Source organism: Halomonas sp. PGE1 (assembly GCF_013000985.1).
Taxonomy (GTDB): domain Bacteria; phylum Pseudomonadota; class Gammaproteobacteria; order Pseudomonadales; family Halomonadaceae; genus Halomonas; species Halomonas alkalicola.
The window spans coordinates 1,024,865-1,040,774 of record NZ_CP053032.1 but is presented as its reverse complement, the minus strand read 5'-3'; the positions used below and the strand labels follow the sequence as shown (position 1 = coordinate 1,040,774).

Here is a 15,910-nt window from a genome sequence, read left to right as displayed (position 1 = left end):
GTATCAGACAGGGACTCACGCTTGGCAACGGGCCATGCCCGTCGCTCGACGCAGCGGCGTGCTAACGTGAATGCCATGCACGACAGCAGCCATCACAACAACAATCACAACAACCATCACAACCGCAACGCACGCCGAGGGGACTCGCCATGGAACGCCGCACCCACCCGCTGCTCACCGACCGCCCCTTCTCCCCCAAGGGCAAGGTGGTCTCCGCCCGCGAGGCGGTGGAGCTGATCCGCGACGGCGACGCCGTGGCCACCGGCGGCTTCGTCGGCATCGGCTTCGCCGAGCACCTGGCGGTGGCCCTGGAGGCACGCTTTCTGGAGAGCGGCGAACCCCGCGACCTGACCCTGATGTATGCCGCCGGCCAGGGCGACGGCAAGACCCGCGGGCTCAACCACCTGGGCCACGAGGGGCTGGTGGCCCGGGTGATCGGCGGCCACTGGGGGCTGGTGCCGGCGCTGCAGCGGCTGGCCATCGAGGGGCGCATCCAGGCCTGGAACCTGCCCCAGGGGGTGATCTCCCACCTGTTTCGCGATATCGCCGCCGGCAAGCCCGGCACCCTCACCCGGGTGGGGCTCGGCACCTTCGTCGACCCGCGCCTGGAGGGCGGGCGGATCAACGCCATCAGCACCGAGGAGCGCGTGCGGCTGATGACGATCGACGACCAGGAGTATCTCTTCTACCCGGCGCTGCCGCTGCAGGTCGCGCTGCTGCGCGGCACCACCGCCGACTCCCTGGGCAACGTGACCATGGAGCGCGAGGCGCTGGTGCTGGAGGCGCTGGCCATCGCCACGGCGGTGCACAACTCCGGCGGCCTGGTGATCGTGCAGGTGGAGCGGCTGGCCGAATCCGGCACCCTGCCACCCAAGGCGATGCGCATCCCCGGGGTGCTGGTGGACTGCGTGGTGGTCTGCGACGCCCCCGAACACCACTGGCAGACCTTCCAGACCCCCTACCACCCGGGCTACTCCGGCGAGCTGCGCACGCCCATGGCCGCGCCGGGCGCGATGGCCCTCTCGGCGCGCAAGATCATCGCCCGGCGTGCCGCCTTCGAGCTCACGCCCAACGCCGTGGTCAACCTCGGCATCGGCATGCCGGAGGGGGTCGGCGCGGTGGCCAGCGAAGAGCGGGTGCTGGAACTGGTGACGCTGACCGCCGAGCCCGGCGTGATCGGCGGCCTGCCCGCCGGCGGGCTCGACTTCGGCGCCGCCCTCAACACCCAGGCGATCATCGACCAGCCCGCCCAGTTCGACTTCTACGACGGCGGCGGCCTGGACATCGCCTTCCTGGGCATGGCCCAGGCGGACGCCGCCGGCAACGTCAACGTGTCGCGCTTCGGCAGCCGCCTGGCGGGCGCCGGTGGCTTCATCAACATCAGCCAGAACGCCCGCCGGGTGGTCTTCATGGGCACCTTCACGGCGAGCCGGGAGGCGCTGGAGGTGGTCGACGGCGCCCTGCGCCTGCCCGGGGAGGGCCAGCCCAAGTTCGTCGCCGAGGTGGAGCAGCGCATCTTCATCGAGGCACCCATGGGGCTGCGCGAGACACTGCTCGAGCGCCCGCTGGCCCGGCGCCTGCACCTGGACGCCGCCGGCGAGGTGCTGTTCATCGACTTCGAGAACCTGCACATCGCGACCCGGGACGACGTGGCCGCCATCGAGCGGGAGGTGGAGACGCGGCTGGCGCCGCTGGGCCGGCGGGTCTATGCGGTGGTCAACTACGACCACTGCCGCATCGATGACGCCGTGCTGGAGGCCTACACGGCCATGGTGCGCGGCCTGGAGGAGCGCTTCTATACCCGGGTGACCCGCTACACCACCAGCGGCTTCATGCGCCGCAAGCTGGGCCATGCCCTGGAGGCGCGGGCCGTGGCCCCACACATCTACCAGAGCGCCGCGGAGGCGGAGGCCCACCTCCACGACGGCGAGGGCTGAGCCCTCTCAGGCATCGAGTTCGAGGGCCTCCACCGCCACCGGCCGCCCGAACAGGTAGCCCTGGAAGGCCCGGCAGCCGTGGGCCAGCAGCCAGGCCCGCTGGGCCTCGGTCTCCACCCCCTCGGCAACCACCTCCAGCTTGAGGCTCTGGGCCAGAGCGATGGTACTGGCCACGATCGCCTCGCTGGCCTCGTCCTCCAGCAGGTCGCGCACGAAGGACTGGTCGATCTTGAGCTGGTCAAGGGGCAGCCGCTTGAGATAGGCAAGCGAGGAGTAGCCGATGCCGAAGTCGTCCAGGGCGAAGCGCACCCCCCGCGCGCGCAGCTCCAGCATGCGCGAGCGCGCCTCGTCCCGGGCCTCCAGCAGCAGGCTCTCGGTCACCTCGAGCTTGAGGCGGGAGGCCGGAGCGCCGGTCGCCTCGAGGGTCTCCAGCACCCGGTCGACGAAATCCGGCTCGCGGAACTGCCGCGGACTGACGTTGACGGAGAGGCTCAGCGTCGAACGGGCCGGGTCCGCCGCCCAGGCCGCCAGCTGCCGGCACGCGGTCTCCAGCACCCAGTGACCGATGGCCACGATCAGCCGGTTCTCCTCGGCCAGGGGAATGAACTCGCCGGGCGAGACCTGGCCGCGCACGGGATGCTGCCAGCGCACCAGGGCCTCGACGCCGATGACCACGCCCCGCTCGTCCACCTGGGGCTGGTAGTGCAGGCGCAGCTCGCCATTGGGCAGCGCCTGGCGCAGGTCGGCTTCGAGCCGCGCGCGGGCCTGCAGGCGCACCTGCATCTCGGGGTCGAAGAAGGCCAGGGTGTTGCGCCCCGCCGCCTTGGCCTGGAACAGCGCCAGGTCGGCCTGCTGCAGGATCTCGTCGAGGGTGGTCTCGTGGTCGCGGTAGAGGGTCACCCCGACGCTCACCGACACGCCGAGGCGCTCCTCACCGAGGCTCATCGGCGCCTGCATCACCGCCAGCAGCTTGTGGGCGACCCGCTCGGCGATCACCGCCACCTCCTCAAGTTCGGTCCCCAGGTCGTGAAGCAGGATGGCGAACTCGTCGCTGCCCAGCCGGGCGACAGTATCGGTATCGCGCAGCACCCCCTCGAGCCGCTGGGCCACCGCCTGGAGCAGCTGGTCGCCGGCATGGTGGCCGAGGGTGTCATTGACCTGCTTGAAGTGGTCGAGATCGAGGAACATCAGCGCGCCGAACTCACCGCTGCGATAGCTGTCCTTGAGCGCCACCTCCAGCCGGTCGAGCATCAGGCGGCGGTTGGGCAGGCCGGTGAGCGGGTCGAAGAAGGCCAGCTGATGGATCTCCTGCTCGGCCGCCTTGCGCTCGGTGAGGTCGCTGAAGGTCGCCACGAAGTGAGTCGTGGTGCCGGCGGCGTTGCGCACCGCAGAAAGGGTCAGCCACTCAGGGAACACCTCGCCGTTCTTGCGCCGGTTCCAGACCTCCCCCTGCCAGCTGCCTCTGCTCACCACGCTGCGCCACAGCCGCCGGTAGAAGGCCTCGTCATGCAGCCCCGACGACAGCAGCCGCGGGTTCCTGCCCAGCACCTCGGCCTCGCTGTAACCGGTGATCCGCGTGAAGGTGTCATTGACCTTGAGGATGCGGCCCTCGCCATCGGTGATCAGCATCCCCAGGTGGGTCTCGAAGGCGGTGGCGGCGATGCGCAGCTGAGCCTCGGTGGCGCGCTCCTCGGTGACGTCGCGCACCACCGCCAGCGCCCCGCCGAAGGCCTCCGCCGGCGCCTCGCCCGTGCTCAGCAGCGGGCTCAGCACCGAGTGGAACTGGCGCGGCTTGCCGCCGACGTGAAGGGTGTAGTCATACTCCACCGGCTCACCGCTGCGACGCATCTCCGCAAAGGCCCCGTCGAGCTGGGCGGTCATGGCGGGCGGCAGCACCTCGCGATAGGGGCGCTGCAGCACCGCGGCGGCCTCGGTCATCAGCTCGTCGGGGTCGGGGGCGTGAATATAGCTGAAGCGCCCCTCGCCATCGAAGACGAAGATCATGTCCCGGATGGAGCCCACCAGCGCCTGGAGGCGCGACTCCCGGGCCTGTACCTCGCGACGGGCCAGTTCACGCTCCAGGGCCTGCCGGCGAACCTCCTCCTCCAGCCGCAGCCGGTTGAGGTAGTGGCGCAGCGCCAGCCAGCCGAGTCCCATCACCGTAAGCGCAATCAGCACCCGGATCCACAGGCGATGGAGCCAGTCGCCGAGCAGCACCTCCCGCGCCTCGCCCACCACCACCACGAAGGGCAGGTCGCCGACTCGGCGGAAAGTGTAGAGCCGCTCGCCGCCATCCAGCGGCGACGTGGCCTGAAGCGTGGCGCTGGCCGCCCCGCTGGCGATGAAGGCTCGCGTCCGGGGCTCGTCGATGGATACCCCGAGCACCGCCGGGGAGTGCTCATCACCGACCCGGGGACGCCGTGCCACCAGCTGCATCTCGGTGTCGAGGATGGCGATGCTCTCGCCGCGCGTCAGGCTGAGCAGCTCCAGGGCCTCGCCGAACACCCCGGGGTCGAGCTCCACCAGGGCCAGGCCCTGGCCATCGGACAGCCGCCGCGCGTGCACCACCACATGGCGCTGCTCCAGCGCCGACCAGTGGATCGGCGAGATCCACTCCGCCCGCTCGGGCGCATCTCGCAGGGTGCGATAGAACGGCAGGCCGGAGACATCGAAGCCCGGGGGATGGAGCGAACTGGAGGAGCCGACGACCCGCCCCTCGGCATCGACGAGGCTGATCTCGTCGACGAACCCCAGGCGGTCGAGCTGCTGGGCAAGGAAGGGCTCGACCCACTCGGGGTCCGGCGGGTCACCGAAGAGGCGCTGCCGCTGGGGCGGCTGCATCAGCTGGGAGACCGCGGCGAGGCTGAAATCGCTCGCGGAGAAGATGCTGGCGACCCACTCCGCCACCAGGTCGGCCCGCGCCGCCGTGCGCTCGCGGGCGGCCTGCATGTCACGCTGGTACTGGTCGAAGAGGAAACCGCCCAGGGAGCCGAACAGCATCAGCATGCCCAGGATGTAGAGGGCGATGGCGACCCGGCGATCCCGGCGCGCACGCCGGCTCGCCATCGCATCGGCCTGGGCGTCGGGTTCGATCATCGAGCAGCGTTCCTTGCGAGTGTGACGGTGGCACCCGCAGTGTAACGCCTTGGTGAAGAGTGTGCTGACCTGACGCCGTCAATTCTGCGTTGAACCGGCCCGCCCGGCTCCATCATGCAGCGGGCCGCCACCGCCGCCGGGCTCCTGATCCCGCTCAGGAGGGGCGGCCCCCTTCTGCGCGTTGCGCCCGGCGGCCGGTCGGCTCCTCCTCGGCCATCGCCCTGGCCAGGGCCTCACGCTCGGCGGCCTCGTCGGCCAGGCTGCGCCGCGGCAGCACCAGGTTGAGGGTGAAGGCCACCAGGGCGGCGACCACGATGGGCGAGCCGCCCACCACCAGCTGCAGCATCGCCGGGAGCTGGCCGATCGCCTCGGGGACCGCGTAGACCCCCATGCTCAGCGCCAGGGCGAGACTGGCGATGGTCATGTTGCGCGCCGACATCTCGTCCCGGGTGATCAGCTGGATGCCGGTCATGGTGATCATGCCGAACACCGTGATGGTGGCCCCGCCCAGCACCGGATAGGGAATGGTGGTCATCACGGCGCCGAACTTGGGCACCAGCCCCGCCACCAGCAGGAAGAGCGCGGCCAGCGCCAGCACGAAGCGGCTGACCACCTTGGTCATCGCCACGATGCCCACGTTCTGGCTGTAGGAGGAGGTCGGCATGGCGCCGAAGAAGGAGCCGACCGCAGTGGTCGCCCCGTTGCCCAGCAGGCCGCCGAACAGCTCCCGGGTGGTGGGCTCACGGTTCATGCCCCCCACCGAAGTGGCGGAGAGATCACCAATGGTCTGCACCGAGTTGACCACGCAGATGATCACCACCGAGAGGATGGCGGCGGCGTGGAACTCGAGCTCATGGGGCAGCAGCCGCGGGGCGCTGAACCAGCCCGCCTCGCGCACCGGGGTGATGTCCACCATGCCCAGCGCCAGGGCCAGCGCATAGCCCGCCCCGATGCCGCAGATGATCGCCGCCAGCTTCATGAAGCCCCGCGCGAACTGGGAGACGCCGAGCACCACCCCGAGCGTCACCAGGGCGACCAGCCAGTTCTGCGGATCACCGTAGTCGCTGGCGCCCACCCCACCGGACATGTAGTGGATGGCGATGTCGTAGAGCGAGAGCCCGATCACCAGCACCACCACCCCCGCCACGATGGGCGGAAAGAGGTGGCGAATGCGGGTGATGAAGAGCCCCACCAGGATCATGGCGATGCCGCCCACCACCTGGGCACCGAGGATCCCGCCGATGCCGTACTGGGCGCCCACGGCGACCAGGGTCGGCACGTAGGCGAAGCCCACGCCGAAGATGGTGGGCAGCCGGGCGCCGAAACGCCCCACGCCATAGAGCTGGACCAGGGTGGCCAGCGCCGAGGCGATCAGCGAGACCTGGATCAGCAGCATCTGATCGGCCAGGCTGCCGCCGGCGGCGCCGACCACGATGATCGGCACGGTCACCGTGCCCATGATCATCGCCAGGATGTGCTGGAAGGAGAGGGGCAGGGCCCTGGCCAGGGGCGGCCGGCCATGGAAGTCGAAGACGGAGTGGCTGTGCTGTGGTGTGCTCATCGAGGGGCTCATCGCGATTCTTGTCGTTGGTTGGGGTCGCGATGACCGAGCCTAGCCAAGAGCCAGGGTGTACACAACTTTTGTATACTAAAAAACTTAAAATGTAGACCAATGTCTCAGTCGGCCACCTCGGCCACCTCGGCCACCTCGGCCAGCCGCCAGTCGTTGTCGGTGAGCGGCTCGCCGCCATTCGGGGTGACCCGCACGGTATCGCTCAGGCCGATCCCCCACTGACCGGGCAGACGCAGGCAGAGCGGCAGGTGGAAGACCATGTCGGCGGCGAACTCGCGCGGCTGGCCGCGAGCGATGTAGCCGGTGCCCTCGACCCAGCTGGGCGGGAACTGGGCGCCCACCGCATAGCCAAACACCCCCGAGAAGAACAGCCGGTCGGCGTGGGGAGCGAGCACCGCCTCGGCGGCGCGGGCGGCATCGTCGAAGGTACGGCCGGGGCGCATCTCGGCGGCGAGCGTCTCGAACAGCGCCCGGCAGAGGTCCCGGACCGCCTGCATCTCGCGGCTGGCGTGGCCGGCCACGACGGTGCGCATCATGGGAGCGGTATAGCGCTGGAAGGCCGAGCCGAATTCCAGGAACACCGGATCACCCGCCTCGATGACGGTGCGCTTGTGGTTGACGTGGATGATGCTGATGCGCCGCCCGCTGGTGACGATGGGCTGCAGGCTCATGAATTCGCCGCCGGCGGCCAGCATCGCCCGGGCGCCCTCGGCGGCCACCTCGTTGTCGGTGACGCCGGGGGCGATGATCGCCTCGGCGGCGGCGAGGCCGGCGGCGGTGATCCGCGCGCTCTCGCGCAGGCAGTCGAGCTCCGCCGGCGTCTTGACCAGGCGGACGACGTCGAGCAGAGCCCCGCCGTCGTCGCGGAAGCGCTCGGCGCCGAGCCGCGCCTGCAGCTCGCGGATCACCCCGAAGCGCAGCCCGGCACCGAAGAGATCCAGGCCGATGCTGCGAAAGGGCGAGAGCGTCTCGGCCAGCGGGGCGATCACCTCGTCGATCCCCTCCCAGCGGTAGCCAAGGATCTCGTCCACCGCAGCGGTGACCACGGCGGGCCCGGTCTCGATGGAGGGCACCTGCAGCACCCGGCGGTCGGCCGTTACCACCAGGGCGGTGTGCACCGAGACCTCGAAGGTGTGGTAGCCGGTCAGGTAGAAGATATCGGCGGGGTCGGTGAGCAGCAGCGCCTCGAGGCCTGCATCGCGCATGGCGGCGTGCACCCGGGCGAGGCGGGCGGCGAATTCGGCGGGTGCGAAGGGCAGCTCGGCGCCCTCCAGCTGCTCGGCCAGGGCATGACGGTAGGCGTGATGGTCCATGGGCGCTCTCCTGATCGCGACGACGAGGTTCCAGCCGGCGGCGCACGGGCGGCTTCGCGGCTACCGGCAGTGTAGCCCCGGACCCGGTGCAGCCCGGCGGAAGGAAGCGAAAATATCCCTGTTCGCCTCCGGCCCGGTTTCGTAGAATCCAGCCTCGTGTTGAACGCTACAGGACAACGATATGGGACGGGCCTTTCAGAACCGCAAGGAATCCATGGCCAAGACGGCCGCTGCCAAGACCAAGGTCTACAGCAAGTACGGCCGCGAGATCTACGTGGTCGCCAAGCAGGGTGGCACCGACCCCGCCGGCAACCTGAGCCTGCGCGGCCTGATCGAGCGCGCCAAGAAGGATCAGGTGCCCTCCCACGTGATCGAGAAGGCGCTGGACAAGGCCAGCGGCGTGGGCGGCGAGGACTTCTCCCCGGCCCGCTACGAGGGCTTCGGGCCGGGCAACGCGATGGTCATCGTCGACTGCCTGACCGACAACCCCAACCGTACCTTCGGTGACGTGCGCGCCTGCTTCACCAAGACCAAGAGCAAGATCGGCACCCCGGGCACCGTCAGCCACATGTTCGACCACTGCGCCATCCTCGCCTTCAAGGGCCAGGACGAGGAAGCCACCCTCGAGGCGCTGATGGAGGCCGATGTCGACGTGACCGACATCGAGAACGAGGAGGGGCAGATCACCGTCTTCGCCTCGCACACCGAGTATGCCAAGGCCAAGCAGGCGCTGATCGACGCCTTCGGCGAGCTCGACTTCGAGGTGGACGAGATCCAGTTCGTGCCCCAGACCACCACGCCCGTGGCGGGCGACGACGTGGCGATGTTCGAGAAGTTCCTCGACATGCTCAACGAGCTGGACGACGTCCAAAACGTCTTCCACAACGCCGAGCTGCCCGAGTAACACCCCTCCCCCGCCTGCCGCCCGCTCAGGGCGGCAGCGACCCTTCAGTGCAGCGGCAGGCTCGCCTGCTCCGTCAGGAAGGCCTCGATCCCTGCGGAGTAGTCCGGCTCGCTCTCCAGAAAGCCGGTGTTGTGGCCGCCCCGAATCTCGAGCAGGCGCTTCGGGTCTCGCGCCGCCCGGTAGACGGCCTCGCCCTCGGCGAAGGGGATGATCTCGTCCTCGCGGCTGTGGATCACCAGCAGCGGCGCCTCGACGCCCCTGACGTGCCTCTCGGTATCGTGGGAGAAGCGCGCCAGCCAGCGCGCCGGCAGGAAGGGATAGACCCGCTGGGCCAGCGCCGGTACCGAGCGGAAGGGCGATTCCAGAATCACCGCCGCCGGCCGCTCCCCCAGGGCCTCCCGCCCCTCGGCCAGCTCGGCCGCCACCGCCGCCCCCAGGGAGCGCCCGAAGAGCACGATCGCCTCCGGGGCCTGGTCGGCCTCCTCGCGCAGCCAGCGCCAGCCGGCCTCGGCATCCAGCGCCAGGCCCGCCTCGCTGGGTCGCCCCTCGCTGCGGCCATAGCCGCGGTAGTCGAGGATCAGCACCGAGAACCCCAGGCGATGGAACTGCACCAGGGAGTCGAGGCGGTGGGAGATGTTGCCGGCGTTGCCGTGCAGGAAGAGCAGGCTGGCCCGCGGCCGTTCGTGGGGCAGCCACCAGGCGTCCAGGGCCAGGCCGTCCTCCGTCTCGAGGGTCACCGGCGACCAGGCCAGGCCGCGATCCGCCGGGGTGCCGATGGGCTCGCGGCCCATATGCGGCAGGTAGAGCAGCCGCTCCTGGAAGGCCCAGGCCAGCGCCACCACCAGCAGGTAGACCAGGGCGATCCCGATGACCCAGCGCAGCAGCATCGTTGCCTCCTTCCGCGCCCGTTGGTGCTCGAGCGAGCGCTCAGCCGTTCCCTGCCGCCAGGCGCAGCCCCAGCCACAGGGCCATCGCCAGGGAGTAGAGCGCCGTCAGGCCCAGCAGGCCATTGAGCGCCGCGCCATCACGGCGGCGGATCTCTCGCGTGAGACCCAGCGCCGCCAGGCCCGTGATCCCCCAGGCGACCCAGGCCCAGGCGGCCAGCCCCAGCGGCAGCGTGGCCGCCAGCGGCCCAAGCGTCAGCATAGCGAACAGGCGCCGGGTCGCGCCCGCCCCCATCCGCACCGCCAGGGTGATCTTGCCGGCCCGGGCGTCGGTATGGCGGTCGCGCAGGTTGTTGACCACCAGGATGGCGGCCACCGGCATGCCCACCAGGAGGCCCGCCGCCACCGCCTCCCGAGTGATCGGGCTCTGCTGGGCCAGCAGCGAGCCCAGCACCGCCACCGGACCGAAGAAGCCCCACACCGCGAGCTCGCCCAGGCCCCGGTTGGCGTAGGGACGCCTGCCGCCGCTGTAGCCGAGCACGCCGAGCAGCGCCAGGCCACCCAGCAGCCACAGCAGCCAGTGGCCGAAGAGCACAAGCCAGAGCCCGGTGGCCACGGCAATGCCCAGGGTCACGGCGAGGCCCGCGCGCAGCTCGGCGGCGCTGAGCCAGCCCGCCTGCAGGGCGCGGGTAGGCCCCAGGCGGTCCGGCTGGTCCACGCCGGAAAGGCCGTCGAAGAGGTCGTTGGCCAGGTTGACCGCCAGCTGCAGCGCCAGCGCGCAGGCGAGGCAGAGCACGGCGGTCGACAGGCTGAAGTGGCCGGGCACCACCAGCGCCTGGCCCAGCAGCACCGGCCCCACCGCGGCGGGCAGCGTGCGCGGGCGCAGCGTCTGCCCCCAGACCCTCACCTTGTGCCTCACCGATGCCGTCATCGACCTCCTCCCTGAGCGCGCTGCCGCCCTTCGCCGCAGCGCATGACATGGGGCATACTCTGTGGCGTATCCCCCGTGCCTGCAAGGAGATAAGGATGTCAGCAGCCTGGTTGTCCCAGGTGGAGCTGCCCTGCACCGCCGGCTTCCCGGTGGTCTGGAGCTCGCTGCTGGCCGAGTCCGGCGTCGAGGGGATCGCCTTCGCCGGGCTGCTGGCCGTCTATCTGCTGGTCTACCTGCTCGACGAGATCCTGGTGCTGGCGGTGGCCATCGTGACGCTGCGCATGAGCCGCATGCAGGAGACCCACGGCCGCACGCTCAAGCTGGTCGGGGGCATGGTGATGCTGGCACTGGGTATCGTGATGCTGGTGGCGCCGGGGATGATGGAGAGCCTGGGAGGATCGCTGTTGGTGATCGGGCTCGCCCTGGCCGGCGCCCTGGGGGTGATGGCCGTCAGCCGCCTGCGCGGCGCCTGACGGCCGGCCGCGCTACTCCACGGTGATGGTGATGACGTCGGAGACCAGCGGCGGGTCGAAGCTGACGTGGCGGTAGTCCATGAACAGCAGCTGGAGGGTGTACTCCCCCGGCTCGAGTTCCAGGCTGCCCTCGGTCTGGCCGCCGCCGAAGTGGCGGGTGTGATCGGTGAAGGGGAGCGGCGCGCCCAGGTCCACCTCCTCCAGAGGCATGTTCACCAGCAGGTGGTGATGGCCGGTGTCGGGGAAGTCGGCGCCTGCCGGCGCTACCCCCATGCCCTTGAGGCCCATGCGCACGGTCACCGGGCCCGACAGGGTCGCCCCATCCTCCGGCGCAATGAAGTAGACCTCGGCGCCCTCGGGGGCCGAGATGCGCTCCAGTTCCGCCATGGCCGGCGCCGCGAGCAGCGCGCTGCCGGCCACTCCCAGCGCCAGGCCCAGGGAATAGATCCGCTTGTTCATGGTTATCTCCTTGTCCATCCCGTGATGGCGTGCAGGGCGGCATCCACCACCCGGTTGGCTCGATGGGAGCGACATGGCCCGCTCCCGCCCTCCAAGACTAGTCGAGCCTGGCAGGGTTGGCAGACGGGTCCTGCTCAGTCCCCGGGGGTGTCGCAGCCCATCACGCCGCCGCGGGCCCAGTGCTCGCCGTCCACCTCCTGGAAGAACACCTGCACGGACTCCGGGCGGGCGCCGTAGACCTCCTCGAAGGCCTCGGTGATGCGGCGGGCGAGCTCGCGCTTCTGCGCCAGGTCGCGGGGGAACTGCTGGATGGTGACGATGGGCATGCTGGCCTCCTCGGGCGGGGGTCTCGGTCGTGGAAGTGGCAGGCCAAGATAGCAGAAACCCGCCGATGGGCGGGTTCCGGTGGGCGATGCGTGCGAACTCAGCGGCTGGCGACGAACGCCTGGTAAGCCTCCCAGGCATCCTCGACGCCCGCCTCGAGGAAGCGTTCGCCGTGCTCGGGGCTGGCCAGGGAAGGGGCGGAGCCCATGCGTCCGTCGGGAAAGCGCCGGCGGAAGGTGTGGGCGTCGCACCGGGCGCTGCCGGCCGGCGCCAGGCGCGGCGACATGGCCACATCGCGTACCGTCTGGGGGGCGGCATGCCAGGCCAGCGACACCTCGGAGGCGGTGGCATGGGTGCCCTCGGCCTCGCCGTAGAGGGAGTCGGCCAGTTCGCGGCCGCGCCGGCCAGCGAACCAGTTGAACAGCCGCAGGTGGAGCTCCCCCGCCGGCGGGCGCTGCAGGCTGCGCTCGCTGAGCACCTCGGCGAAGGCCGCGTTGACGGTGGCCACGTTGCCGCCGTGGCCATTGAGGAAGAAGACGTGGGTGAAGCCGTGGTGCGCCAGCGACGCGATGGTGTCGCGCAACACCGCGACCAGAGTGCTGGGCCTCAGGGTGAGGCTGCCGGGAAAGGCCAGATGGTGCTGCGCCATGCCGATCGCCTGGGTCGGACCGACCAGCACCCCGTGGCGCTCGCCCAGCGCCCAGGCGATCGCCTCGGGGCAGAGCGCATCGGTGCCGATCGGGCCGTTGGGGCCGTGCTGCTCGGTGGAGCCGATGGGCAGGATGATGCCCGTCGAGTGCTCCAGGTAGGCTTCCACTTCCTGCCAGGTGGCGTGTTGCAGTCGCATCGCTGCTCTCCCCGTTGGCGCCGTTGATGACGCCATGATGGCAGATCCGCCCTGGCGCTGCCCGCCTGCCACGGCCGCGCGGGGCTCAACGCTCCCGCTGGGACTCCCGCCACTCCTCGGCGGCCTCCTCCACCCCGGGCTCGTCGCCGCGGTTGAGGGCCGCCCGACGGTAAGCCTCCTCGTCACGCACGTCGTCGATCACCGTCATCAGGTCGTCGACATCCACCGGCGCGGTGTCGTGGACGAAGCAGCCAGTGAGCTCGCTCTCCGGATGCAGCTCGCCCGACTCATAGAGCGCCCAGATCTCCTTGCCGTAGTCGGTGGCCAGAAGCTCAGGGGCGAAGCGCCCGAAGTAGCGGCGCATGTTGTCCACGTCGCGCTCGAACATCCACTCGGCGCTGTTGTTGCCGGCGGCGTCCACTGCCTGGGGCAGGTCGATGATCACCGGGCCATCGGCGGCCATCAGCACGTTGAACTCGGAGAGATCTCCGTGCACCAGGCCGGCACACAGCATCTTCACCACGTCACGGATGATCTTGGCGTAGGACTCGCGGGCCTGCTCGGCGCTCAGGGAGATGTCGTCCAGGCGTGGGGCGGTGAAGCCCTCGGCGTCACTGATCATCTCCATCAGCAGCACGCCGTCGATGAAGCCATAGGGCTTGGGCACCCGCACGTCCGCCGCGGCCAGCCGGTAGAGGGCGTCGACCTCGGCGTTGAGCCAGGCCTGCTCCTGCTCCTTCTGGCCGTAGCGGGTCTTCTTGGCCATGGCCCGGGAGCGACGGCTGTTGCGCTCGCGGCGCCCCTCCTGGTACTGCACGGCCTGCTTGAAGCTGCGCTGCTTGGCCTCCTTGAAGACCTTGGCGCAGCGCCGCTCGCCGTGGGAGCGCACCACGTAGACCTGGGCCTCCTTGCCGCTCATCAGCTGGCTCTCGACCGCCTCGATCAGACCGTCGTCCACCAGCGGCTGCAGTCGCTTGGGTATCTTCATCTCGTCTCCCGAAATTCGCCGAGGCGCCTCACCGGCCGACCCGCCGGGCGCGAACGCTGCGCCCCTTGATTCTGCCATTGAGCAGCCGCGCCAGGGCCTCGTCGGCCACCTCGCGCCGCACGGCAACAAAGGCGCTGTTGGCCAGCACCTTGATCTTGCCCACCTGGTCGCCGGCCAGCCCCGCCTCGCCGGTCAGGGCGCCGAGGATGTCGCCGGGGCGCACCTTCTGCTTCTTGCCGGACCCCAGCTGCAGGGTCGCCATGGGCGGTACCAGCGGCTCGCGAGAGAGCACCGAGCGGGGCGGCAGCGGGGCCTCCTCCAAGGGCTCGCCGAGGAAGTCGTTGAGGCGCGCCAGCCGGTAGGCCTCGCCCTCGCCGACCAGGGTACAGGCGATGCCGGCGCTGCCGGCCCGGCCGGTACGCCCGACCCGGTGCACGTGCACCTCGAGCTCCCGGGCGATGTGGTAGTTGAACACCGCATCCAGCTCGGCGATGTCGAGCCCCCGGGCCGCCACGTCGGTGGCCACCAGGATGGAGGCGCTGCGGTTGGCGAAGAGCACCAGCAGCCGGTCGCGGTCGGCCTGCTCCAGGTCGCCGTGCAGCGCCAGGGCGCTGAAGCCCGCCGCCCCGAGCGCCTGGGCCACCTCGTCGGTCTCGCGCTTGGTATTGCAGAACACCACGCTGCTACCCGGGCGGAAGTGCAGCAGCAGCCGGCAGAGCGCCTCCAGGCGCGCCTCGTCGCCGTCGGCGACCCGGTAGACCCGCTCATGGATGCTGCCGGCATCGTGGGTCTCGGCCACCTCCACGGTGACCGGGTCGCGCATCAGCGCCGCGGCCACGGGGCGCACGGCGTCGGAGAAGGTGGCGCTGAACAGCAGCGTCTGGCGCGACGCCGGGGTCTCGGCGACGATCGCCTCGAGGCTCGCCTGGAAGCCCATGTCGAGCATGCGGTCGGCCTCGTCCAGCACCAGGGTCGCAAGCCCGTCCAGGACGAGCGAGCCCTTGCGCAGGTGCTCCTCGATCCGGCCTGGGGTGCCCACCACAATATGCGCGCCATGGGCCAGGGAAGCGAGCTGCGGGCCGAAGGGGGCGCCCCCGCACAGGGTCAGCACCTTGACGTTGGGCAGGGTGCGCGCCAGCCGGCGCAGCTCGCCGGCCACCTGGTCGCCCAGCTCCCGGGTCGGGCAGAGGACGAGCCCCTGCACCGCGAAGCTTGAAAGCGCAAGCCGCGAGAGCAGCCCCAGGCCGAAGGCCGCGGTCTTGCCGGAGCCGGTCTTCGCCCGGGCGATCACATCGCGACCGGCCAGGATCGGCGGCAGACTCTCGGCCTGGATCGGCGTCATGGCGGCGAAGCCCAGGGAGGCGAGGTTATCGAGCAGCTCCGGCGCCAGCGGCAGCGAGGCGAAGGCGGCGTCGGGGGAGGAATCAGACAAGGGAACATCCTGCAGACAAAATAGGGGCGCCGACGACAGCGAACGAGCCGGGGTCGATAACGGCCGGGGTCGACAATGAAGAGCAGCGAAGGCCGGGCGGCATGGGCCGGGGAAGCGGGAGACTGGAAGGCCTGCAGGATAGCAGAAAGCTGCCCGGCACGCTGCAGATACCGACTGCCGGGTGGCGCGCCGCCGAGGGGCGCGAGCGGGCGGGGGTCACGGCTGCCGCAGGACCGGCACCTCGCCGCCCGCCTCCGCCAGCCTCTCCACGGGCAGCGGCCCGTGGGCCTTGACGGTCTGGATGGCGAAGTTGCTGCGGATGTCGGTGACCCCGGGCAGCCTCAGCAGGGTCCCGGTGAGGAAGCGCTCGTAGGCCGCCAGATCCGGCACCACCACCTGCAGCAGGAAGTCCGACTCCCCCGACACCAGATGCGCCGAAACCACCTCCGGCAGGGCGACGACGGCCTCACGGAAGGCGTTGGCCTGGGCCTCGTGGTGGCGCTCCACCCTGATGCCGACGAACACCGTGAGGCCGAAGCCCACGCCGCCGCGATCCAGCTCGGCGTGATAGCCGCGGATCAGTCCCGCCGCCTCCAGCTGACGCACCCGGCGCAGGCAGGGCGACGGCGAGAGGTTCACCTCCTCGGCCAGTTGGACGTTGGTCAGTCGGGCGTCACGCTGCAACGCGGCCAGGATGCGGCGGTCGATGGCATCCAGCCGTCGATTTGGCATGAAACGTCACCATTAAC

The 15,910-nt window shown here is 70.4% G+C and carries 14 protein-coding genes; 3 read left to right on the top strand and 11 right to left on the bottom strand.

Annotated elements, in window-relative coordinates; all coding sequences use genetic code 11:
• The first annotated feature begins 149 nt into the window (after positions 1–149).
• On the top strand, positions 150–1,937 hold the full coding sequence (locus HIR79_RS04975) for an acyl CoA:acetate/3-ketoacid CoA transferase (RefSeq protein WP_169957491.1): 1,788 nt from the start codon (positions 150–152) through the stop codon (positions 1,935–1,937).
• Between the two features lie 6 nt (positions 1,938–1,943).
• Here the strand turns inward: HIR79_RS04975 and HIR79_RS04970 are convergent, their stop codons facing one another.
• The 3 genes from HIR79_RS04970 to HIR79_RS04960 all read right to left on the bottom strand — a co-directional run bounded on the left by HIR79_RS04970 (position 1,944) and on the right by HIR79_RS04960 (position 7,919).
• Positions 1,944–5,033 (bottom strand): bifunctional diguanylate cyclase/phosphodiesterase, encoded by a 3,090-nt coding sequence (locus HIR79_RS04970; protein ID WP_249322251.1) that lies wholly within the window; start codon positions 5,031–5,033, stop codon positions 1,944–1,946.
• Between the two features lie 154 nt (positions 5,034–5,187).
• Entirely contained in the window at positions 5,188–6,594 is a 1,407-nt protein-coding gene (locus HIR79_RS04965; protein ID WP_169957490.1) for a uracil-xanthine permease family protein, read from the bottom strand.
• A gap of 116 nt (positions 6,595–6,710) precedes the next feature.
• Complete coding sequence (locus HIR79_RS04960) at positions 6,711–7,919, bottom strand: M24 family metallopeptidase (RefSeq protein ID WP_169957489.1); 1,209 nt, start codon at positions 7,917–7,919, stop codon at positions 6,711–6,713.
• Positions 7,920–8,100: 181 nt separating this feature from the next.
• On the opposite strand from HIR79_RS04960, the gene HIR79_RS04955 reads away from it, so the two are divergent.
• Entirely contained in the window at positions 8,101–8,823 is a 723-nt protein-coding gene (locus HIR79_RS04955; RefSeq protein ID WP_169957488.1) for a YebC/PmpR family DNA-binding transcriptional regulator, read from the top strand.
• Positions 8,824–8,867: 44 nt separating this feature from the next.
• Here HIR79_RS04955 and HIR79_RS04950 read toward each other — a convergent pair whose 3' ends face one another.
• Positions 8,868–9,710: an alpha/beta hydrolase gene (locus HIR79_RS04950; RefSeq protein WP_169957487.1), complete on the bottom strand. Its 843-nt coding sequence runs from the start codon at positions 9,708–9,710 to the stop codon at positions 8,868–8,870.
• Positions 9,711–9,750: 40 nt separating this feature from the next.
• Complete coding sequence (gene menA / locus HIR79_RS04945; protein WP_169957486.1) at positions 9,751–10,638, bottom strand: 1,4-dihydroxy-2-naphthoate octaprenyltransferase; 888 nt, start codon at positions 10,636–10,638, stop codon at positions 9,751–9,753.
• Between the two features lie 95 nt (positions 10,639–10,733).
• Between menA and HIR79_RS04940 the strand changes: the two genes are divergently transcribed.
• Entirely contained in the window at positions 10,734–11,111 is a 378-nt protein-coding gene (locus HIR79_RS04940; RefSeq protein ID WP_169957485.1) for a hypothetical protein, read from the top strand.
• Positions 11,112–11,123: 12 nt separating this feature from the next.
• On the opposite strand, the gene HIR79_RS04935 is transcribed toward HIR79_RS04940, so the two are convergent.
• The 6 genes from HIR79_RS04935 to HIR79_RS04910 all read right to left on the bottom strand — a co-directional run bounded on the left by HIR79_RS04935 (position 11,124) and on the right by HIR79_RS04910 (position 15,893).
• The gene (locus HIR79_RS04935) at positions 11,124–11,570 is read right to left on the bottom strand and encodes a DUF4399 domain-containing protein (protein ID WP_110068428.1); all 447 of its coding nucleotides are present in this window, start codon (positions 11,568–11,570) and stop codon (positions 11,124–11,126) included.
• A gap of 134 nt (positions 11,571–11,704) precedes the next feature.
• A complete protein-coding gene (locus tag HIR79_RS04930; protein WP_110068427.1) occupies positions 11,705–11,896 on the bottom strand; it encodes a tautomerase family protein in 192 nt (63 codons plus the stop codon).
• A gap of 98 nt (positions 11,897–11,994) precedes the next feature.
• A complete protein-coding gene (locus HIR79_RS04925) occupies positions 11,995–12,741 on the bottom strand; it encodes a creatininase family protein (RefSeq protein WP_169957484.1) in 747 nt (248 codons plus the stop codon).
• Between the two features lie 85 nt (positions 12,742–12,826).
• Complete coding sequence (locus tag HIR79_RS04920; RefSeq protein WP_119022034.1) at positions 12,827–13,729, bottom strand: PA4780 family RIO1-like protein kinase; 903 nt, start codon at positions 13,727–13,729, stop codon at positions 12,827–12,829.
• 28 nt (positions 13,730–13,757) lie between these two features.
• A complete protein-coding gene (dbpA, locus tag HIR79_RS04915) occupies positions 13,758–15,161 on the bottom strand; it encodes an ATP-dependent RNA helicase DbpA (RefSeq protein WP_169957483.1) in 1,404 nt (467 codons plus the stop codon).
• Between the two features lie 216 nt (positions 15,162–15,377).
• A complete protein-coding gene (locus tag HIR79_RS04910; RefSeq protein WP_169957482.1) occupies positions 15,378–15,893 on the bottom strand; it encodes an Lrp/AsnC family transcriptional regulator in 516 nt (171 codons plus the stop codon).
• Between the last annotated feature and the right edge of the window lie 17 nt (positions 15,894–15,910).